Origin of the sequence: Pseudorhodoferax soli (assembly GCF_003337555.1) — a bacterium.
GTDB classification, from domain to species: Bacteria; Pseudomonadota; Gammaproteobacteria; order Burkholderiales; family Burkholderiaceae_C; genus Pseudorhodoferax; species Pseudorhodoferax soli.
On sequence record NZ_QPJK01000012.1, the window covers coordinates 18,983 to 38,777 of the forward strand.

Annotated in this window: 19 protein-coding genes; 14 read left to right on the forward strand and 5 right to left on the reverse strand. The window is 70.6% G+C overall.

Annotated elements, in window-relative coordinates; genetic code table 11:
• The first annotated feature begins 46 nt into the window (after nt 1-46).
• From DES41_RS31955 to trpB, 3 genes are all read left to right on the forward strand, one after another.
• On the forward strand, nt 47-703 hold the full coding sequence (locus DES41_RS31955) for an OmpA family protein (RefSeq protein ID WP_114471678.1): 657 nt from the start codon (nt 47-49) through the stop codon (nt 701-703).
• Nucleotides 696-1,268 carry a DUF2894 domain-containing protein gene (locus tag DES41_RS31960; protein ID WP_170168352.1) on the forward strand — a complete coding sequence of 191 codons (573 nt, stop codon included), beginning with the start codon at nt 696-698 and terminating at the stop codon, nt 1,266-1,268. Before DES41_RS31955 ends, DES41_RS31960 begins: the two co-directional genes overlap by 8 nt.
• Nucleotides 1,269-1,356: 88 nt before the next feature.
• Entirely contained in the window at nt 1,357-2,562 is a 1,206-nt protein-coding gene (gene trpB, locus DES41_RS31965) for a tryptophan synthase subunit beta (RefSeq protein WP_114471680.1), read from the forward strand.
• A 13-nt stretch (nt 2,563-2,575) separates the two neighbouring features.
• On the opposite strand, the gene rpe is transcribed toward trpB, so the two are convergent.
• The gene (gene rpe, locus DES41_RS31970; RefSeq protein ID WP_114471681.1) at nt 2,576-3,262 is read right to left on the reverse strand and encodes a ribulose-phosphate 3-epimerase; all 687 of its coding nucleotides are present in this window, start codon (nt 3,260-3,262) and stop codon (nt 2,576-2,578) included.
• A gap of 66 nt (nt 3,263-3,328) precedes the next feature.
• Between rpe and apaG the strand changes: the two genes are divergently transcribed.
• The 8 genes from apaG to priA all read left to right on the forward strand — a co-directional run bounded on the left by apaG (nt 3,329) and on the right by priA (nt 13,403).
• Entirely contained in the window at nt 3,329-3,724 is a 396-nt protein-coding gene (apaG, locus tag DES41_RS31975; RefSeq protein ID WP_114471682.1) for a Co2+/Mg2+ efflux protein ApaG, read from the forward strand.
• A 10-nt stretch (nt 3,725-3,734) separates the two neighbouring features.
• A complete protein-coding gene (locus DES41_RS31980; protein ID WP_114471683.1) occupies nt 3,735-5,774 on the forward strand; it encodes a site-specific recombinase in 2,040 nt (679 codons plus the stop codon).
• A complete protein-coding gene (locus tag DES41_RS31985) occupies nt 5,743-6,996 on the forward strand; it encodes a cation:proton antiporter domain-containing protein (protein ID WP_114471863.1) in 1,254 nt (417 codons plus the stop codon). Before DES41_RS31980 ends, DES41_RS31985 begins: the two co-directional genes overlap by 32 nt.
• Nucleotides 6,997-7,025: 29 nt before the next feature.
• Complete coding sequence (locus tag DES41_RS31990; protein ID WP_245965974.1) at nt 7,026-8,144, forward strand: YbdK family carboxylate-amine ligase; 1,119 nt, start codon at nt 7,026-7,028, stop codon at nt 8,142-8,144.
• A gap of 1 nt (nt 8,145) precedes the next feature.
• Entirely contained in the window at nt 8,146-9,102 is a 957-nt protein-coding gene (gene thiL / locus DES41_RS31995; protein ID WP_114471685.1) for a thiamine-phosphate kinase, read from the forward strand.
• A 4-nt stretch (nt 9,103-9,106) separates the two neighbouring features.
• Nucleotides 9,107-9,826 (forward strand): hypothetical protein, encoded by a 720-nt coding sequence (locus DES41_RS32000; RefSeq protein WP_114471686.1) that lies wholly within the window; start codon nt 9,107-9,109, stop codon nt 9,824-9,826.
• A gap of 33 nt (nt 9,827-9,859) precedes the next feature.
• On the forward strand, nt 9,860-10,945 hold the full coding sequence (gene hemE, locus DES41_RS32005; RefSeq protein ID WP_114471687.1) for a uroporphyrinogen decarboxylase: 1,086 nt from the start codon (nt 9,860-9,862) through the stop codon (nt 10,943-10,945).
• 352 nt (nt 10,946-11,297) lie between these two features.
• On the forward strand, nt 11,298-13,403 hold the full coding sequence (gene priA / locus DES41_RS32010) for a replication restart helicase PriA (RefSeq protein WP_114471688.1): 2,106 nt from the start codon (nt 11,298-11,300) through the stop codon (nt 13,401-13,403).
• Here the strand turns inward: priA and DES41_RS32015 are convergent.
• Together DES41_RS32015 and otnI are read right to left on the reverse strand one after the other, a co-directional pair.
• Nucleotides 13,400-14,605 (reverse strand): glycosyltransferase, encoded by a 1,206-nt coding sequence (locus DES41_RS32015; protein ID WP_114471689.1) that lies wholly within the window; start codon nt 14,603-14,605, stop codon nt 13,400-13,402. The two genes, priA and DES41_RS32015, sit on opposite strands and share 4 nt — an antisense overlap.
• A 160-nt stretch (nt 14,606-14,765) precedes the next feature.
• Nucleotides 14,766-15,557, reverse strand: a complete 792-nt coding sequence (gene otnI, locus DES41_RS32020) for a 2-oxo-tetronate isomerase (RefSeq protein ID WP_114471690.1) — start codon at nt 15,555-15,557, stop codon at nt 14,766-14,768.
• A 150-nt stretch (nt 15,558-15,707) separates the two neighbouring features.
• On the opposite strand from otnI, the gene DES41_RS32025 reads away from it, so the two are divergent.
• The gene (locus DES41_RS32025; protein ID WP_114471691.1) at nt 15,708-16,079 is read left to right on the forward strand and encodes a PilZ domain-containing protein; all 372 of its coding nucleotides are present in this window, start codon (nt 15,708-15,710) and stop codon (nt 16,077-16,079) included.
• A 40-nt stretch (nt 16,080-16,119) separates the two neighbouring features.
• On the opposite strand, the gene DES41_RS32030 is transcribed toward DES41_RS32025, so the two are convergent.
• Together DES41_RS32030 and DES41_RS32035 are read right to left on the reverse strand one after the other, a co-directional pair.
• The gene (locus tag DES41_RS32030; protein WP_114471692.1) at nt 16,120-17,523 is read right to left on the reverse strand and encodes a sensor histidine kinase; all 1,404 of its coding nucleotides are present in this window, start codon (nt 17,521-17,523) and stop codon (nt 16,120-16,122) included.
• Entirely contained in the window at nt 17,523-18,188 is a 666-nt protein-coding gene (locus tag DES41_RS32035; protein ID WP_114471693.1) for a response regulator transcription factor, read from the reverse strand. The genes DES41_RS32030 and DES41_RS32035 overlap by 1 nt, the downstream gene beginning before the upstream one ends.
• A 130-nt stretch (nt 18,189-18,318) precedes the next feature.
• On the opposite strand from DES41_RS32035, the gene DES41_RS32040 reads away from it, so the two are divergent.
• Together DES41_RS32040 and DES41_RS32045 are read left to right on the forward strand one after the other, a co-directional pair.
• Nucleotides 18,319-19,278 carry a tripartite tricarboxylate transporter substrate binding protein gene (locus DES41_RS32040; protein WP_114471694.1) on the forward strand — a complete coding sequence of 320 codons (960 nt, stop codon included), beginning with the start codon at nt 18,319-18,321 and terminating at the stop codon, nt 19,276-19,278.
• A 3-nt stretch (nt 19,279-19,281) separates the two neighbouring features.
• Nucleotides 19,282-19,794, forward strand: coding sequence for a tripartite tricarboxylate transporter TctB family protein (locus tag DES41_RS32045; RefSeq protein WP_114471695.1), 513 nt, complete (start codon nt 19,282-19,284; stop codon nt 19,792-19,794).
• Nucleotide 19,795 lies beyond the last annotated feature (1 nt).

The following is a 19,795-nucleotide window of genomic DNA, read 5'->3' on the forward strand; positions in this document are numbered from 1 at the left end:
CTCGCTCCCCCTCGGGGGGACAGGCCGCAGGCAGAAGGGGGCGCCAATGACGGCGGAGGACTTCGACGAGGGCCTGGGCCACGACGCGGCCGCGCCGGTCTGGACCGCCTTCGCCGACCTCATGGCCGGCTTGCTCGGCGCGTTCGTGCTGATCCTGGTCGGCGTGATCGGCATGCAGCTGGAACTGGACACGCGGCTGCAGGCCGAGATCGCCCAGCGCAAGGCGCAGACGCAGCGCCTGCAGACGCTGGAGCAGGCGCTGTCCGGCCCGCTCGCGGCCGGCCGGGTGACGCTGGACAACGGCCGCATCGGCATCAGCGGCAACGTGCTGTTCGCCTTCAACTCCAATGAACTGCAGCCCGAGGGCCGCCAGCTGCTGCAAAGCCTGGCCGGCCCCCTGGCCGCCTACCTGCAGCAGCGCGAAGAGATCCTGATGGTCAGCGGCTTCACCGACGACCGCCAGGTGCGCGCAAGCAACCGCCAGTTCGCCGACAACTGGGAACTGTCGGCCCAGCGCGCGCTGACCGTCACGCGCACGCTGATCGAGGAAGGCATTCCCGCATCGGCCGTGTTCGCGGCGGCCTTCGGCTCCGAGCAGGCCGTGGCTTCCAATGCCGACGCCGAGGGCCGCGCCCGCAACCGCCGTGTGGAGATCGCGCCGACGCCCAGGCCGGCCCGCACCGACGCCAAGCCGCGTGACTGAACAGCCCGCCAGCGCCGCCACCGATCCGCTGCGCGCCCATTTCGTTGCGGCGCTGGCGCGGCGCGCGGCCACGCGCACGGGCGCCGAGCGGGCGCTGCTGGAGGCCCGCCTGGCCGTGTTGCACGCCGAGGCCCGGCCCGCTGCACCGCCGCCCACGCCCCGCCCCGCTGGGCCCGGCCCCCTGGCCGGCCTGGTGCAGGCCCTGCGCCCGCCCGCCACGCCCAAGGGCCCACGCGCAGGCCAGACGGCCGAACCGGACATGCTGCAGTTCTTCCGCAGCACCTGGGCCCGGCTGCATGCCGAGCAGCGCCTCAAGCACGCGCTGGCCGACGCACCCGAGAACCCCGGCCCGCTCAACTCCGAGCACCTGGTGCACCAGGCGCTGCAGCTCATGCGCGGCTGCGCGCCGGACTACCTGCGGCATTTCATGGCCCAGGTCGATGCGCTGGCCTGGCTGGAGGATGCGCAGGCCGAAGCCGCGGCCGCTGGCAAGCCGGCGTCCAAAGCCGGCAAGCCCCCCGCCAGAAAGACCGCGAAGAAGACGGCGCCCAGCAAGCGCACCTAGGGTCATTGCACATGGTGCCGGCCACAGGTGGTGGCCAGAATCGACGTCGGGCCTCCCCCAAAGCACCCTGTCCGACACAGAACACACCATGACCAGCACCACCTTCGCCCCCATGCCCAACGCCGAGGGCTACTTCGGCCCGTACGGCGGCCAGCTCGTGCCCCCGCACCTCAAGCAGGCCATGGACGACATCGCCGCTGCCTATGCCCAGATCACGCAGCGCGAGGACTTCCAGCAGGAACTGGCAAGCCTGTTCGCCGACTACGTCGGCCGGCCCAGCCCGATTTTCCACGCCCGGCGGCTGTCCGCGCAGCTGGGTGGCGCGCAGATCCACCTGAAGCGCGAGGACTTGAACCACACCGGTGCGCACAAGATCAACCACTGCCTGGGCGAGGCGCTGCTGGCGCGCTTCATGGGCAAGAAGAAGGTCATCGCCGAGACGGGCGCGGGCCAGCACGGCGTGGCGCTGGCCACGGCCTGCGCGCTGGTCGGCATCCCGTGCGAGATCCACATGGGCCAGGTGGACATCGAGAAGGAACACCCCAACGTCACCAAGATGCGCATCCTGGGCTGCAAGCTGGTCGCCGTCACGCGCGGTGCGGCCACGCTCAAGGAGGCCGTGGACAGCGCCTTCGAGGAGTACCTGAACAACCCGACCGACTACCTCTACGCGATCGGCTCGGTGGTGGGCCCGCACCCCTTTCCGATGATGGTGCGCGACTTCCAGTCCATCGTCGGCCGCGAGGCACGCGCGCAGTTCCTGGAGAAGCACGGCCGGCTGCCCGACCATGTGGCGGCCTGCGTGGGCGGCGGCTCCAACGCCATGGGCATCTTCACGGCCTTCCTGGACGACGCCCAGGTGCACCTGGTCGGCGTGGAGCCCGCGGGCGAAGGCACGGACAAGCCCGGCCGCCATGCCGCCACCCTGACCATGGGCAAGCCCGGCGCCATCCACGGCATGGCCTGCTACGTGCTGGAGAACGCCGACGGCGAGCCGGCCGCCGTGCATTCCGTCGCCTCCGGCCTGGACTACCCGGGCGTGGGGCCGCAGCACAGCTACCTCAAGGACATCGGCCGCGTGGACTACCAGGCCGCCAGCGATGCGCAATGCCTGGAGGCCTTCATGACGCTGTCGCGCGTGGAGGGCATCATCCCGGCGCTGGAGAGTGCCCATGCCGTGGCCTGGGCCATGCGCACGGCACCCGGCCTGCCGGCCGACCACCACATCCTGGTCAACCTGTCCGGCCGCGGCGACAAGGACGCCGACTACGTGTCGCAGCGCCTGGGCCTGTGAGCCCCGGCCGGCGTCAGCCGGCCAGCGCGGCGCGCATGCTGTCGATCACGCCCTTGTAATCCTTCTGGCCGAAGATGGCGCTGCCGGCCACGAAGGTGTCGGCACCGGCCGCGGCCACGCGCGCGATGTTGTCGGCCTTGATGCCGCCGTCCACCTCCAGCCGGATGTCCTTGCCGATGGCGTCGATGCGCTTGCGCACAAGCTCGGTCTTGCGCAGCGCGCTGTCGATGAAGGCCTGGCCGCCGAAACCCGGGTTCACGCTCATGATCAGCACCAGGTCCAGGTCTTCCAGCACCCAGTCCAGCACATCCAGCGAGGCGGCCGGGTTGAACACCACGCCGGCCTTGCAGCCGGCCGCGCGGATCGCCTGCACGCTGCGGTGCACGTGGGTGCTCGCATCGGGGTGGAAGCTGATCAGATCGGCGCCAGCCTCGGCGAAGGCGGCGGCCAGCGCGTCCACGGGCTGCACCATGAGGTGCACGTCGATCGGAACCGGCGTGCCGTCGGCCTTCTTGCACAGGGGCTTGAGCGCCTTGCAGATCATGGGGCCGAAGGTCAGGTTGGGCACGTAATGGTTGTCCATCACGTCGAAGTGGATCCAGTCGGCGCCAGCGGCGATGACGTTGGTGACCTCCTCGCCGAGCCGCGTGAAATCGGCGGACAGCAGGGAGGGGGCGATGCGGTAGGCAGGAAGGCTCATGGGGCCGTATTTTCGCCCAGCCGGGTATTGGCCGCGGAGCGGAGCGGGGCAGGTAGGATGCCGCCCATGTCCAAGTACCAGTTCACCGCAGAGGCGCAGCCGCACTACCTGCCAGACCAGTCCTCCCCCGAGCAGGCGGTCTACAGCTTCGCCTACCAGGTGACCGTCCACAACCGCGGCGACGTGCCCGCACAGCTCATCTCGCGCCACTGGATCATCACCGACGGCCATGGCCACACCGAGGAGGTCAAGGGCCTGGGCGTGGTCGGCCAGCAGCCGCTGCTGCGCCCCGGCGAATCCTTCCAATACACCAGCGGCTGCCGCCTGCACACGCCCACGGGTTCGATGCGCGGCAGCTACTTCTGCGTGGCCGAGGACGGCACGCGCTTCGAGGTCGAGATCCCGGCCTTCATCCTCGACGCCGACACGGGCGGCAACGGCGGCGCACGGGTGCTGCATTGACCCCCCTTCCATGCAGCAAGACATCAACCGCATCCTTGATGCGCTGGACCCGTCGGCGCCACTCGCGCACCGCCACATCTGGCTGATCGGCGTGCTCGACTGGGTGCGCGGCGACGGCAAGTCCGTTGCGGCCGCCGTGAGCCGCGTGCAGTTCCTCGTCGAAGCGCTCGAAGCCCGGCCTGAACTGCTGCCGCGCCTGCGCGCCTGGTGGCGCACCATGGTGCTCACGGTGGACTTCTCCGTGCTGCTGGGCGATCACGGCTTCGCGCCGCGCACGGCTTTTGCCAGTGAGTTCAACGAGCGGCTACGGCGCAAGCTGCTGCCCGGCACGCCCGAAACCGTGGACGCCTCGGCGCTGTTCTCGCTGGCGTTCCCGCGCCGCATCGACGGCGCCTGGCTGGCCGCGCTCGACGAGCCGCTGCTGCAACGCCTGGCGCACCAGCTGTCCGACCCCGAGGACCCCCGCACGCCGCCCTGGCAAAGCGTGGTGCTGGACGCCATCACCTACTGCGCAGGCCAGATCCAGGCCAACGGTTTCGCGCCCGAGCTGCGCCTGCGCATGGGCCCCAAGGCGCGCAGCGACCGCGCTTTCCACGCCCTCGTGGGCGATGTGGACCAGCTCGCGCGCGCCGTGCGCCAGACCGCCTCGCAGGAGGCCGTGGACGCCGCGGCCCAGCAGCTGCGCGAGCGGCTGGAGTCCTGCCGCCAGGCCGTGGGCGACGTCTATGCGCACCTGGAGGAGAACGGCATCTCGGTCGGCGTGGTGTTCCGGCTGCGCCAGCTGCGCGAGCGCATCGTGCGCGTGCGCGAGCTGCTAGACATGCTGCTGGGCGGCAAGCCGCTGGCCAGCGGCGCGCGCCTGATCGCGCGGCTGGCCCAGGCCGAGCAGGACAAGAAGAGCCTGCGCGCCCTCGTCACGGCCAACTCCTCGCTGCTGGCGGCCAAGGTGGCCGAGCGCAGCGCCGAGACCGGCGAGCACTACATCACGCGCGACGTGCCCGCCTACCTGCGCATGCTGCGCAAAGCCGCAGGCGGCGGCTTTCTGACCGGCTTCACGGTGCTGCTCAAGTTCGGCATCATGGCCATCGGTCTGTCGGCGTTCTGGGGCGGTTTCTGGGCCGGCGTGTCCTACGCCGCGAGCTTCGTACTGATCCAGCTGCTGCATTGCACGCTGGCCACCAAGCAACCGGCCATGACGGCGCCGGCCATGGCCGCCAGGCTGCGCGACCTGACGGGCGACGCGGTGACACGCTTCGTCGACGAGATCACCCATCTCACGCGCTCGCAGGTGGCGGCCGTGCTGGGCAACCTGCTGGTGGTGGTGCCCACGGTGCTGGGCATCAGCCTGTTGATGCTGCACACGCTGGGCCACCCCATGCTGGACGCCAAGGGCGCGCAGTACGTGCTGCACTCGCTGGACCTGCGCGGCCCCACGCTGCTGTTCGCAGCCTTCACGGGCGTGCTGCTGTTCGCGGCCAGCATCATCGGCGGCTGGGCCGAGAACTGGTTCGTGCTGCACCGGCTGGATTCGGCGCTGCGCTACAACCCGCGCATCACGCGCGTGCTGGGCGCCGGCCGCGCGGCCCGCTGGGCCGGCTACATGCGCGAGAACATCTCGGGCTTCGCCTCCAACATCACCCTGGGTTTCATGCTCGGGCTGGTGCCGGCCTTCCTGGCGTTCTTCGCCGTCGGCCTGGACGTGCGCCACGTGACGCTGTCGGCCGGCCAGCTGGCGGCGGCGGCCTCGGCGCTGGGCCCGGCGGTGCTGCGCGAGGAAGCCTTCTGGTGGTGCGTGGCCGCGATCCCGCTGATCGGCGCGCTGAACCTGGCTGTCAGCTTCTACCTCGCCTTCCGCGTCGCGGCACGCGCCCACAACGTGAGCAACGTGGACCGCGCGCGCATCTACGCCGCCATCCGCGCGCGGCTGCGGCACCGGCCACTGCAATTCTTTTTGCCCGCCGTGCGGCCCGCCGCCTCGGGCACGCCCGACAACGACACCCCAAGGAGACCCCCATCCGATGCAGGACCTGCTGACCTTCTGGAACGCTGACGGAGCCAGCGCCAGCCTGCCCACGCTGGCCTGGTCCCTGGTGCTGGCCTTCGCGGCCGCAGCCGGCTATCTGGTGCAACGCCACAGCGGCCTGCCCAAGGTGGCGGGCTACTCGGTGGTCGGCGCCATCGCCGGTTTCTTCGGCTTCGCCGACGCGGCCTGGCCGCTGGCCGGCAATGCGCTGTTCCTGCTCCAGATTGCGATTGCCGTGGTGCTCTTCGAGGCTGGCGCACGCATCTCGCTGCGCTGGTTCCAGCACAACCCCATGGTGCTGGTGCAGTCGCTGCTCGAGTCGGTGCTGACCTTCGTCGCCGTCTACTGGCTGCTGCGCCAGTTCGACCTGGCCCCCATCGCCGCCCAGGCGCTGGCCGTGGTGGCGGTGGTGGCCTCGCCCGCCGTGCTCACGCGCGTGGTCATGGACACGCATGCGGCCGGCCCTGTGACGGAGCGCGCGATTGCACTGTCCACGCTGTCCACGCTGTACGCGCTGACCATCGGCAGCGCGCTGGCCGGCCTCATCGAGGCCGGCGAGAACACGGGTGTGCTGGAGACCATCGCGCCGCTGTTCAAGCTGCTGGCCCTGTCGCTGGCCGTGGCGGCGCTGCTGGGGCTGGCCATCCGCACGGCACTGCGCGTGATGAGCCCGACCAGCGAGAACACCTCCATGCTGCTGCTCGCGCTGATCGCGGCCAGCACGGCGCTGGCCACGCTCGTGGGCGGTTCGGCCGCGCTGTCGGCCTTGCTGGCCGGCCTGTTGCTCAAGCAGCTCAACCCGCGGCCCTGGATCTGGCCACGCCAACTTGGCACGGCGGCCTCGATGCTGACCATGCTGATGTTCGTGCTGGTCTCCACCGTGGCGGCCGGCACGGTCTGGACTGCGGCCGGCGCGGCATTGGTGCTGGGTGTGGTGGCCGTGCGCCTGCTGGCCAAGGTGCTCGGCACGGTGCTGGCCAGCCCGGGCAGCGGTCTGCGGCTGTCGCAGGCGCTGTGGACGGGCTGCGCCATGTCGCCCATGTCATCCGTCGCGCTGCTGCTGGCCTCGCAGTTCGCGCTGGCGTCCACAGCGCACGGTGCGGTCATCACCGGTGTGGCCCTGCCCTGCATTCTGTTGATGGAGGTGGTCGGCGCCGTGATCGCCACGGTGGCACTGCGGCGCGCCGGCGAGAGCGGCCGCGACCACGCACGCGAGGCCGGCGACAGCGGCCGGGGAGCATTGGAATGAGCGCAGCCGCCAACGAACCGCAGCAGCCCATCGGCCTGGAACCCTTCGGCCAGTCGGCCGCCCTGTCGCTGGGCGTGGAACTCGAGCTGCAACTCGTCAACACGCACAACTACGACCTCGCCCCCTACGCCGAGGACATGCTGCGCCTGATGGCCGGGCGCAAGTTGCCCGGCTCAGTGGTGCCGGAGATGACCTCCAGCATGATCGAGATCTCCACCGGCGTGTGCACGAGTGCGGGCCAGGCGCTGGACGAGCTCACGCAGCTGCGCGACGCGCTCGTCGCCTGCGCCGACAAGCTCAACATCGCCATCCTGGGCGGCGGCACGCACGCCTTCCAGCAGTGGCACCAGCAGCGCATCTACGACAAGCCGCGCTTTCGCGAGCTCTCGGCGTTGTACGGCTATCTGTCCAAGCAGTTCACGATCTTCGGCCAGCACGTGCACATCGGCTGCCCCGATGCCGACACTGCGCTCGTCACGCTGCACCAGATGTCGCGCTACATCCCGCATTGCATCGCGCTGTCGGCCTCCTCACCCTATGTGCAGGGGCAGGACACGGCCTTCGACTCGGCGCGGCTGAACTCGGTGTTCGCGTTCCCGCTGTCGGGCCGCGCGCCGTTCGCGCTGACCTGGGACGCCTTCGCGGACTACTTCACCAAGATGACCCGCACCGGCGTGGTCAGGAGCATGAAGGATTTCTACTGGGACATCCGCCCCAAGCCCGAGTACGGCACGATCGAGATCCGCGTGTTCGACACGCCGCTGACGGTGCAGCGCGCCGCCGCGCTGGCCGCCTACGTGCAGAGCCTGGCCGCCTGGTGCATGCACGACAAGCCGTTCATGCCGACGGACGACGACTACCTGGTCTACACCTACAACCGCTTCCAGGCGTGCCGCTTCGGGCTGGACGCGGTCTATGTCGACCCGGCCACGGGCGAGCACATGGCACTGCGCGAGCACATCCTGGCCACCATGGACCGCATCGCGCCGCATGCGCGCGAACTCGGGGCAGAGAACGGCCTGGCGCTGCTGCGCGCCGACGTGCAGGCCAGCCGCAACGACGCACGCTGGCTGCGCGAGCGGCAAGGCGAGGAGCGGCTGCTGGCCGAAGTCGTGCGCCAGGCCGCCGGCCGCTTCCGGGAAGCTTGAGATGGGCGAGTTCGACCTCATCGAGCGCTTCTTCAAGCGCCCCGTGCGCCGCGCCGCGCTGGGTGTGGGGGACGACTGCGCGCTGCTGCAGCCCGCACCCGGCATGCATCTGGCCGTCTCCAGCGACATGCTGGTCGAGGGCCGGCACTTTCTGTCCACCGTCGACCCGCGCGCGCTGGGCCACAAGGCGCTGGCCGTGAACCTGTCGGATCTGGCGGCCTGCGGTGCCAAGCCGCTGGCCTTCACGCTGGCACTGGCGCTGCCTTCGGCCGATGCGGCCTGGCTGGGCCCGTTCTCCGAAGGCCTGCTCGCGCTGGCCGATGCGCACGGCTGCGAACTCGTGGGCGGCGACACCACGCGCGGCCCGCTGAACATCTGCATCACCGTGTTCGGCGAGGTGCCGCGCGGCCAGGCCCTGCTGCGCTCGGGCGCGCAGGCCGGCGACGACATCTACGTGAGCGGCACGGTCGGCGATGCGCGGCTCGCGCTCGAGGTGTTCCGCGGACAACTGGCGATGCCGCAGGAGGTGTTCACGCAGGCGCGGGCGCGCATGGAGCAGCCCACGCCCCGCGTGGCGCTGGGCCTGGCGTTGCGCGGTGTGGCCACGGCAGCCGTGGACGTCAGCGACGGGCTGCTCGGCGACCTCGGCCATGTGCTCAAGGCCTCGGGCCTGGGGGCGCGCATCGAGGCAGCCGCGGCGCAGCGCCTGATGGGCTGCGCCGACGCCCCGCTCTCGCCGGCCCAGCGCCTGGACTTCGCGCTGGCCGGTGGCGACGATTACGAGCTGGCGTTCACGGCGCCGCCGTCGGCGCGCGGCCAGGTGAAGGGCGCGGTCGCCCACGCGCAGGTGCAGGTCACGCGCATCGGCAGCACCACCGCCGAGCCCGGCGTGCGGGTCGTCGATGCCCAAGGACAGCCGTTGGAGCAGCGCTTCGGCTCCTTCGATCACTTCGGCTGAAACCATGCAACGCCGCCTGCTGCTGCTGGCCCTGCCGCTGGGCGCTGCAGCGTGCACCAGTCCCCCGCAGACGCGCGGCACCGCGCGCGGCGAGCCGGCCTCGGCCGGCGAGGCCGTGCAGTCGGACACCAACCGCATGGCCACGCTGGCCATGCGCGACAACCTGGCCAGCCTGATGCTGCTGGCCGACAAGCTGTACCGGCGCAACCCCGCCGAATGGCGGCGCAGTGGCCAGGCCGGCCGCGAAGCCGCACTCGACAACCTGGCTGCGGCGATCCGCCTGGCCCAGCCCCCCGCCTCGCTGCAGGGCAAGCGCGACATCGCCGCCATGGCGCTGGCGCTGCAGCCCGACTTCGTGGGCGACCGCGTGAACGCCTTCGTCTACGCCACGGCCGACATGCTGATCACGGCCCACGGCGGCAAGACCAGCTTCAACCTGCTGGACGGCCTGGAGCCGCAGCTGCTGCACAACGCCGCGCGCAACATCGAGGCCGCCGCCTGGTTGCTGGCCACCCGCCGCAATACGCTGGGCCAGCCCTTGCTGCTGGCCGACGAGATCAATGCCAACGAGCGCAACCTGAGCTTCGAGCGCGAGTTCGGCAAGATCATCGGCCGGCTCGACCTGCTGGCCGCCTACCTGACCGAGAAGCTGCGGCGGGCCGCCATCGGCTACGTGCAAAGCCTGTTGGGCGGCCAATTCTTCCAGTTTCTTCCCGTGCGCTGAGGCCCCGAGAGCGGTGGGCGACAATCCCGCCCCATGTTTGCCCCGCTCCAGAACGATACGTTCCTGCGCGCCTGCCTGCGCCAGGCCACCGACCACACGCCGATCTGGCTGATGCGCCAGGCGGGCCGCTACCTGCCCGAATACCGCGCAACCCGCGCCAGGGCCGGCAGCTTCATGGGGCTGGCCACCAACCCGGACTACGCGACCGAGGTCACGCTGCAGCCGCTGGAGCGTTATCCGCTGGACGCGGCCATCCTGTTCAGCGACATCCTGACCGTGCCCGACGCCATGGGCCTGGGCCTGTCATTCGCGCTGGGCGAAGGCCCGCGCTTCGCCACACCGGTGCACGACGAGGCCGCCGTGGCGAAACTGGCCGTGCCGGACATGGACAAGCTGCGCTACGTGTTCGATGCGGTCACGTCCATCCGCCGCGCGTTGAACGGCCGCGTGCCGCTGATCGGCTTCTCGGGCAGCCCCTGGACGCTGGCCTGCTACATGGTGGAAGGCCAGGGCTCGGACGACTACCGCCTGGTCAAAAGCATGCTGTACGGACGGCCCGACCTCATGCACCGCATGCTGCAGATCAACGCCACAGCCGTGGCCGCCTACCTGAACGCCCAGATCGAGGCCGGTGCCCAGGCCGTGATGCTGTTCGACAGCTGGGGCGGCGTGCTGGCAGACGGCGCGTTCCAGGAGTTCAGCCTGGCCTACACGCAGCAGGTGCTGGGCCAGCTCAAGACCACGCACGACGGCCAGACCATCCCGCGCATCGTGTTCACCAAGGGCGGCGGCATCTGGCTGGACCAGATGGCGGAGCTCGATTGCGAGGTGCTGGGCCTGGACTGGACCGTGAACATGGGCCAGGCGCGCGCGCGCGCTGGCGACCGCAAGGCGCTGCAGGGAAACCTCGACCCCAACGTGCTGTTCGCGCCGCCGCAGGCCGTGGCCGCCGAGGCCCGCCGCGTGCTGGACAGCTTCGGCACGCCGCACCAGGGGCCGGGCCAAGGGCCGACGCAGATCTTCAACCTGGGCCACGGCATCAACCAGCACACGCCGCCCGAGCACGTGACGGCGCTGGTGGAAGCAGTCCACAGCCACTCGCGCGAGCTGCGCCGCTGACACATTTCCCAGGGTTTGCATACACGGCGCCGGCTGTGAAAGAGTTTGCACCTGCTCCACTTATGCACAAAAACGGTGAAGCGGGGCTGCACAGCTTGCCGCGGCAGGTACCGGGTCGGTGCCGGCGCCGCACGCTTCTAAGTCGTTGATTTTAAACGGCTTCGTGTTTTGCTTGGTTTGCGGGCAATGGACCGGGACGCCTTGATGGGCAAGGGATTGCGAAAGCCGCGAGCAGGCTATCAACAAAGTTATCCACAGATTCCGGGGATGACTTTCAAACGACTTCTGAATCAACAACTTAAGGGCATAACCTTGAGTTCACATCAACAACCCCGGGTAGTGCGCGTCTAGCATGCTTTTCACCGTTTCCGTGGTCGTGCAACTGCCGGCGCACAGCGCGCTGGCCGGCCCGCTGAGCTACAGCAGCGAGCAGGCGCTGGCACCCGGCACGCTGGTGCGCGTGCCGCTGGGGCGGCGCGAAACCCTCGGTGTGGTCTGGGACGCTGCGCCGCAGCCGGACGGTGCCCAGTTGAAACCCGTGGCCAGCGTGCTCGAAGGCATCGCGCCGCTGGACGCGGCATGGCGCCACTTGGTGGGCTTTGCCGCCGGCTACTACCAGCGTGCGCTGGGCGAGGTGGCGCTCGCCGCCCTGCCACCGCAGCTGCGTGAACTGGACGCTGCGCAATGGCAGCGCCGTCTCCAGCGCAAGAGCCGCAAGGCCGAGGCCGCCACCGAAGCCGAAGCGCCGCCGCCGCAGCCCACCGAAGAACAGAAGCAGGCCTTGTCGCGCATCCGGTCTGAAGAAGGCCCCTTCCTGCTGTACGGGAGCACCGGCAGCGGCAAGACCGAGGTGTACCTGCGCGCCGTGCAGGAAGCCCTGGCGGCCGATCCGCACGGGCAGGCCCTGGTCATGGTGCCCGAGATCAACCTCACGCCGCAGCTGGAAGAGCGCTTCGTCGCACGGTTCGCGCCCGCGTTCGGGCGGCACGCCCTGGTGTCCATGCACAGCGGCATGACGCCCGCGCAGCGCCTGGCCAGCTGGCTGGCGGCCCACCAGGGCAGCGCCCGCATCGTGCTCGGCACGCGCATGGCGGTGTTCGCCTCGATGCCGGGATTGCGCCTGATCGTCGTCGACGAGGAACACGACCCCAGTTACAAGCAGCAGGAAGGTGCACGCTACTCGGCACGCGACCTGGCCATCTACCGCGGCCGGCTCGAGAGCCGGCACAGCGGCCAGCCCTGCCGTGTGCTCCTGGGTTCAGCCACCCCTTCCCTGGAAAGCTGGCACCACAGCCGCCCGGCGGCCGAAGGCGGCAAGTACCAGCGCCTCGCCATGCCCAGCCGCGTGGGCGCCGGCCGGCTGCCGGCGGTGCGCCTGGTGGACATGGGCCAGCAGCCGCGCAACACCCAGCTGGCCCCGCAGCTGATGGCCGCCATCGGCGCGCGCATCGCGCGTGGCGAGCAGGCCATGCTGCTGCTGAACCGGCGCGGCTATGCGCCTGTGCTGGCCTGCGGCAGCTGCGAGTGGAAGAGCGCATGCCCGCACTGCAGCGCTTACCGCGTGTTCCACAAGATCGACCGGTCGTTGCGCTGCCACCACTGTGGCTTCGCCGAGCGTGTGCCGCGCGCCTGCCCCGAATGCGGCGACGTGGACCTGGCGCCGGTAGGCCGTGGCACCGAGCGGCTGGAGGAGCACCTCGCGCAGCTGTTCGAAGGCATCGAACGCCCTGGCGCCGAAGGCGAGGATCGGCGCGTGCGCGTGCTGCGCATCGACGCCGACAGCACCCGCCACAAGGGCGCGCTAGAGGAGCAGCTGGCCCAGGTGCATGCCGGCGCTGTCGACGTGCTGGTCGGGACGCAGATGATCGCCAAGGGCCACGACTTTCGCCGCATCACCCTGGTGGCGGCCGTGAATCCGGACGGCGCGCTGTTCTCCAGCGACTTCCGCGCGCCCGAGCGCCTGTTCGCGCTGCTCATGCAAGCGGCCGGACGGGCCGGCCGCGACGCCAGCCAGGGTGCGGTGAGCGAGATGTGGATCCAGACCGCCCACCCGCAGCACGCGCTGTTCGCGGCGCTGCGCCGGCACGACTATCCGGCGTTCGCGAACGACCAGCTGGCAGAGCGCATGCAGGCCTGCATGCCGCCCTTCAGCTTCCAGGCCCTGGTGCGTGCCGATGCGCGCACGCAGCAGGCCGCCCAGGCGTTTTTGACGCAGGCCGCCAGCACGGCATCGGAGCTGCCGGGCGCCGACCAGATCGTGGTGTACCCGGCCGTGCCCACCGCGATCCAGCGCGTGGCCAATGTGGAGCGTGCGCAGATGCTGGTGGAAAGCGCCTCGCGCGGCGCGCTGCAGCAGTTCCTCGCGGCCTGGCAAGCGGTGCTGCACAGCACGCGGCGCGATGGCGGCATCGAAGGCGTGCTGCGCTGGGCCATCGATGTCGATCCGCTGATGGTCTAGACCGTCACGCGGCCGATCAGGTCGCGTGCGAAGCGGTTGCGGTTCGCCTCGAACCAGTCGGGCGCGTAACGCGCGGCAATGGTCCGCGCGGCCTCGCCCAGCGCAGGCGCGTGCAGCAAGCGCCGCAGTGCCTCGCGCGCATTGCATTCGGCCGGATTCCACAGCGCCGCGGCGCCGCATGCGGCCACGCGCTGCGCCACCTTGAGCTTCTCGAAATCGGCCGGCAGGATCAACTGTGGCTTGCCGGCCAGCAGGCAATGGCTGACCAGTGCGGTCGAGCCCTGGTTGATGACGGCGTCGGCCGCGGCCAGCACGCGGCCCAGGTGCAAAGGCTGGCGCAGCACGCGCACCGACGTGTGGCGGTAACGCGCCAGCACCTCGTCCGGCGCGTCGCGCCAGACGCACAGCGTGACCGCGTCGGACAGTTGCAACTCGTCCAGCAGCGCCGTCGCGCCAGCCCCATTGCGCAGGTGCGCGAACACGCGGCGGCGCTGCCAGCTTTCCGGCCACGGCGCATCGACGGTCTCGTGGTGGCTGGCCAAGGGGCCCACCCACAGGCCCTCGTGGCGCGGGCCGTAGGGGTCGGTTTCGGGGATGCACTCGAACACCCGGCGCGGGTGGCCCAGGATCAGCGGCAGCGAACTGGCGTGCGGGCCACCGAAGCGCTGCCCGACCTGGGCGATGGTCGCTGACAGACGCTCCACGCGCTCCGCCGTGCGCTGACCCAGCGGCGATGTGGCGCGCACGCCCGCATAGGGCGGGCAATCGGGCGGCGGAGCGTCGAAACCATTGGTCAGCTGGAAGGCGGGCAGGCCCAGCAGTTGGCTGGTGAGTTGCGCGGCCGGCGCATAGTCCAGCACCACGCATTCGGGTGCCAGCACATCGATGATGCGTGCCCAGCCGTCGACGGCGGCCAACAACCGGTCGGCATCGCCGAAGCCACTGGCGAGCAGCACATCGGCGAAGGAGTCGGCGCGGAAGTCCGGGCCGAAGGTTTGCTGCTCCAGCACCGGTGCCTCCTCCCGGCGCTGCGACAGTGCCGCCAGCGCCGGCGCATTGCGCTGGCTGCTCGGCACCACCCAGACCGGCTCGCCGCCTTGCTGTTCCACCATGCGCGCGACCGCCAACAGCCGCGACAGGCGCCCGAAATTGCGGCCGTGCTCCCAGGCCAGCAGGACACGCGGGCGGCGCCTCTCTGCCACCCAGGAGGGACGTTTCTGCGCGGTATCGTCCCCACAAAGCGCTGCTGACAAAGCCATGGCATCCACTCCAGTTTCATGTTGTTACATCAAACGGAATGTATGCACCGCATGCACCATGCACAAGCCGTGCGCCGGCTTGAAGTGGGGGATGTGTGAACTGCTACCCGGCTTGGCCCAAGTCGCGCAGCCAGCCCAGGCCCGCGCTGGTGCCGGCAGCCGGGCGGTACTCGCATCCGACCCAACCCGTGTAGTCCAGTGCATCCAGCACGCCGAAGAGGTGTGGGTAGTTCAGCTCGCCAGTGTCGGGTTCGTGGCGCGCCGGCACGCCGGCGATCTGGATGTGGCCGACGTGTCCGGTCGGCAGGTAGCGGCGCAGCTTGGCCTCCAGGTCGCCTTCGACGATCTGGCAGTGGTACAGGTCCATCTGCACGGCCAGGCCCGCGCCCCCCACCGCCTCCACAACGGCATGCGCCTGGTCCTGGCGCTGCAGGAAGTAGCCCGGCATGTCGCGGCCGTTGATGGGCTCGATCAGCACCGTGCGGCCGGCCGCGTGCGCCTCGCCGGCGGCCCAGGACAGGTTGGCGCAGTAGGTGTCGTGCATGCGTGCGCGGTCTGCGTCCGGTGCCACCAGTCCCGCCATCACATGCAGGCGCGGGCATTGCAGCGCCTCGGCATAGGCCAGCGCGCGCGCGAAGCCGCTGCGGAACTCCTGCTCGCGGCCCGGCAATGCGGCGATGCCGCGTTCGCCCGCCTCGAAGTCGCCGGGCGGCGCGTTGAACAGCACCTGCGACAGGCCGGCCTCCTGCAGCCGGGCGGCGATCTCGTCGGCCGCGAACGCGTAAGGGAACAGGAACTCGACGCCGCGAAAGCCGTCCCGCGCCGCCGCCGAGAAGCGGTCCAGGAAGTCGTGCTCGTTGTACATCATGCTGAGGTTGGCGGCGAAGCGGGGCATAGGGGTCTCCAATGGAATTCGTTGCGCGCGTCTTGTACCACCGGCCGGCCCTGGCTTAACAGCCGCGCCGCCGCGCCGCATAATGCCGCCCCAGGACGGACCGCCCACGGCCACGCGCTGGCGTGTCGACGGGGCCGCCCTGCCGCCGCAATGCAAGAACACCGCCCATCGTCCATCCTGTCCGGCCCCTTCGCGGGCCAGCCCAGCCGCCGGCTCCAGCCCCGCAATGCGCTGCGCTGGCCGGTCACCATCCTGGTCTCCGGCGGCAACGAACGCCGCGGCACGACCGTGGATCTCAGCGCCGAGGGCCTCTCCCTGTCCACCGACCGGCCGATCACGCCGGGCTCGCGCTGCACCTTGCTGCTGCGCCCCAGGCCCGACGAAGACGGGTTCAAGCTCGAGGTGAAGGCGGTGTACTCGTCCTATACGGCGCCGGGTGACTTCCGCATCGGCATGGCGTTCCTGCCGCAGGACGCAGAGGGCCGCGACCGGCTGCGCGCCATCGCCACGGCCCGCGCCTGAACCCGCCTGCGGCCCCGGGCCCGGCACCCAGGCTGCATGTCTACGCAGCTGCCTGCGGCAGGCGCACCACGGCGTCGAGGCCCAGCACCTGACCGTCCGCGGCGAGGCGGTTGTCCAGGGCGATCTCGCCATCCAGCGTCTGCACGATCTCGCGGCAGATCGCCAGGCCGAGTCCCGAACCGCGCGCCACGTCGCCCGCAGCGAAGGGCGTGAACAATCGCTGGCGCAATTCGGCCGAGATGCCGGGGCCGCCGTCGACCACACGCAGCAGCGCCGAGCCGGCCTGCGGCCGCACCTGCACCAGCAGTGCAGCCCCGGGCGGGCTCAGCCGGATGGCGTTGTGCAGCAGGTTGCGCGTGAGTTCCTGCAGCATCCAGCGGTGTGCCCGCACGAGCGTGGGCTCCACCTCGAGCGCGAAATCCAGATCCTTGTCGGCCAGCAGCGGCGAGACGTCCAGCGCCACATCGCGCACGGCCTCGGCCAGGTCGATGCGCTCGAACTCGGGCCGCTGGCGCAGCTGTTCGACCTTGGCCAGCGACAGCATCTGGTTCGCCAGCACGGTGGCGCGCTCCACGGTGGCGCCGATCTCGGCGAGGGCCTGCGGCGCTGGCGCGTCGCCGCGCCGGGCCGACTGCACCTGGGTCTTGAGCACCGCCAACGGCGTGCGCAGCTGATGGGCCGCATCGCGCACGAAGCGCTTCTGGTGGTCCAGCAGGCGCTGCAGCCGGCCCATGACGTCGGTCATGGCGTCGAGGAGCGGCGCCAGCTCGCGCGGGGCATCGGGCGCCTGGATCGGCGAGAGGTCGTCGGCCGCGCGCGCCTGGATGGCCTGGCCCAGCGCCCGCACGGGCCGCGTAGCGCGCTGCACCACGAACACGGTGGCGGCCGCCACTACGGCCAGCAGCAGCAACTGGCGCCAGAGCATGTCCTGCAGCAGCCGGCGCGCGAGCGATTCACGCAGCTCCAGCGTCTCGGCCACCTGCACCACGGCCATGCCGCGCCCGCGCTCGCTGGCCACGGGCTGCAGCAGCACGGCCACGCGCACGGGCAGGTTGCGGAAGCGGTCGTCGTAGAAGTCCACCAGCGCCGCATAGGGCGGGCGCGCCGGCAGTTGGCCGCGCCAGAACGGCAGCTCGGCAAAGCCGGAAATCATCTCGCCGTCGCGGCGCGAGACGCGGTAGTACATGCGGCTCTGGTTGTCGGCCTCGAAGGCTTCCAGCGCCGAGAACGGCACGGTGGCGCGCAGTTCGGCCAGATCGTCGTAGCCCTGCACGTCGAGCTGCTCGCCGATGGTCTTGGCCGATGCCAGCAAGGTGCGGTCATAGGCGGTGGTGGCAGCGGCCAGCGCCTGGCGGTAGACGCTGATGCTGTTGAGCACGATGAACAGCGTCAGCGGCACCAGCAAGCCCAGCAGCAGCCGAAAGCGCAGGGAGGTGCGGGACATCAATCGGGCTTGAGCAGATAGCCCAGGCCGCGCAGCGTGACCAGGTTCGCACCGCTGCCGGCCAGCTTCTTGCGCAGCCGGTAGGCCACCACCTCGATGGCCTCGGCCTGCACCTCGGCTTCGCCCGGGAACACCAGTGCTAACAGCCGCTCCTTGGCCACGGCATGGCCGGGCCGGGCCATCAGCGCGCGCAGCAACGCGGCCTCGCGGGGGGTGAGTTCCAGCACCTCGCCGCGCAGGTAGACCGCGCCGCTGGCCGGGTCCAGCCGCAACGCGCCGACCTCGGGCACGGGATCGTCCACACCGCCCAGACGGCGGCGCAGCGCGCGCAGCCGCGCTTCCAGTTCGTCCAGGTCGAAGGGCTTGGGCAGGTAGTCGTCGGCTCCGGCATTCAGGCCCAGCACCCGGTCGCCCACGGTGCCGCGCGCGGTCAGCAGCAGCACGGGCGTGCGCAGGCCGGCGGCGCGCGCGTCGGCCAGCACCTGCAGGCCGTCCCGGCCGGGCAGGCTCAGGTCCAGCGCCACCACGTCGGGGGCCAATGCCTGCCATTGCGCCAGGGCCGCGGCACCGTCGCCGCAGACGCGCACGTCGATCTGCCTGCGGCCCAGCGCACGCTGCAGCGTGGCCTGCATCGCGGGATCGTCTTCGACGAGCAGCAGCTTCATGGTTCTCGGTGTTTACCCCAGGCTGGCGGACAGCCAACTGACAGGAGGGCGGCGCATCATAGCCACGCCGTCAGGCTCCCGTCAGCCCATGGCGAAGCCGCTTATTTCACACACACCAGGAGACGCAAGCATGCGCCGCGACACCTTCCTCAAGTCCCTCGCAGCCCTCGCCGCCACGGGCGCCCTGCCCCTGCACGCGCTGGCCGCGCCCAACGTCAAGATGCTGATCCCCGCGAACCCGGGCGGCGGCTGGGACATCACCGGCCGCGCGCTCGGCAAGGCGCTGATGGATTCCAAGGCCGCAGACACGGTGAGCTTCGACAACAAGGGCGGCGCGGCCGGCGCGCTGGGCCTGGCCCAGTTCGTCAACGGCTCCAAGAACGACGCCAACGCGCTGATGGTCATGGGCGCCGTGATGCTGGGCGGCATCATCACCGGCAAGCCGCCGGTGAACCTGTCGCAGGCCACGCCGATCGCGCGCCTGATCAGCGAATACAACGTGTTCGTGCTGCCGGCCAACTCGCCGTTCAAGACCATGGCCGACGTGGTCGCGCAGCTCAAGAAGGACCCCGGCAGCGTCAAGTGGGGCGGCGGTTCGCGCGGTGCCACCGAGCACATCGCCGCAGCCATGATCGCCAGCCGCGTCGGCGTCGACCCGTCCAAGATCAACTACGTGGCCTTCCGTGGCGGCGGCGAGGCCACGGCAGCCATCCTCGGCGGCAACGTGACCATCGGCGGCAGCGGCATGAGCGAGTTCGCGCCCTACATCGCCGACGGCAAGATGCGCGCGATCGGCGTCACCTCCGAGCAGCGCCTGCCGGGCGTCAACGTGCCCACGCTGAAGGAGCAGGGCATCGATGTGGTGATCGGCAACTGGCGCGGCGTCTACGGCGCGCCTGGGCTCACGGCGCCGCAGCGCAAGGCGCTGACCGACATGGTGCTGGCCGCGGTCAAGAGCGCCTCGTGGCAGGAGTCGGTCAAGAAGAACGACTGGACGCCGGCGGTGCTCACCGGCCCGGAGTTCGACAAGTTCGTGGACGACGAGTTCGCCTCGCTGCGCGCCATCATGGCCAAGTCGGGCATGGTCTGAGCCATGTCTCCAAGCGATCAACGCGGCCCGCAAACGCTGGTCGCCCTGGGCGTGCTGCTCACCGGCCTGGCCATGGGCTGGGGCGCGCTGGGCATCTCGTCCGACGCCGGCTACGGCGGCGTGGGCCCCAACTTCCTGCCCATGCTGTGCGCGGGCGCGCTGACGCTGTGCGGCGCATTCCTGCTCTGGGAGGCGCGCAGCGGCGGCTTCCGCGACATGGGGGACGAAGCCGATCTGCCGCCGCCCAACTGGAGCGGCCTGGTCTGGGTCTCGGCCGGCCTCCTGCTCAACGCCGCGCTGATCGAGCACCTGGGCTTCATCCTGGGCTGCACGCTGTGCTATGTGCTGGCCGTGCAAGGCCTGCGCCGCGCGGCCGGCCAGCCCGTCGCGGGCAGCGCCCGCACCTGGACGACGGACCTCGTCACCGGGCTGCTGATCTCCGCGCCCGTGTACTGGATGTTCACCAAGTTCCTGGCCATCAACCTGCCGGGCCTGACGCAAACCGGGTGGCTCTGAC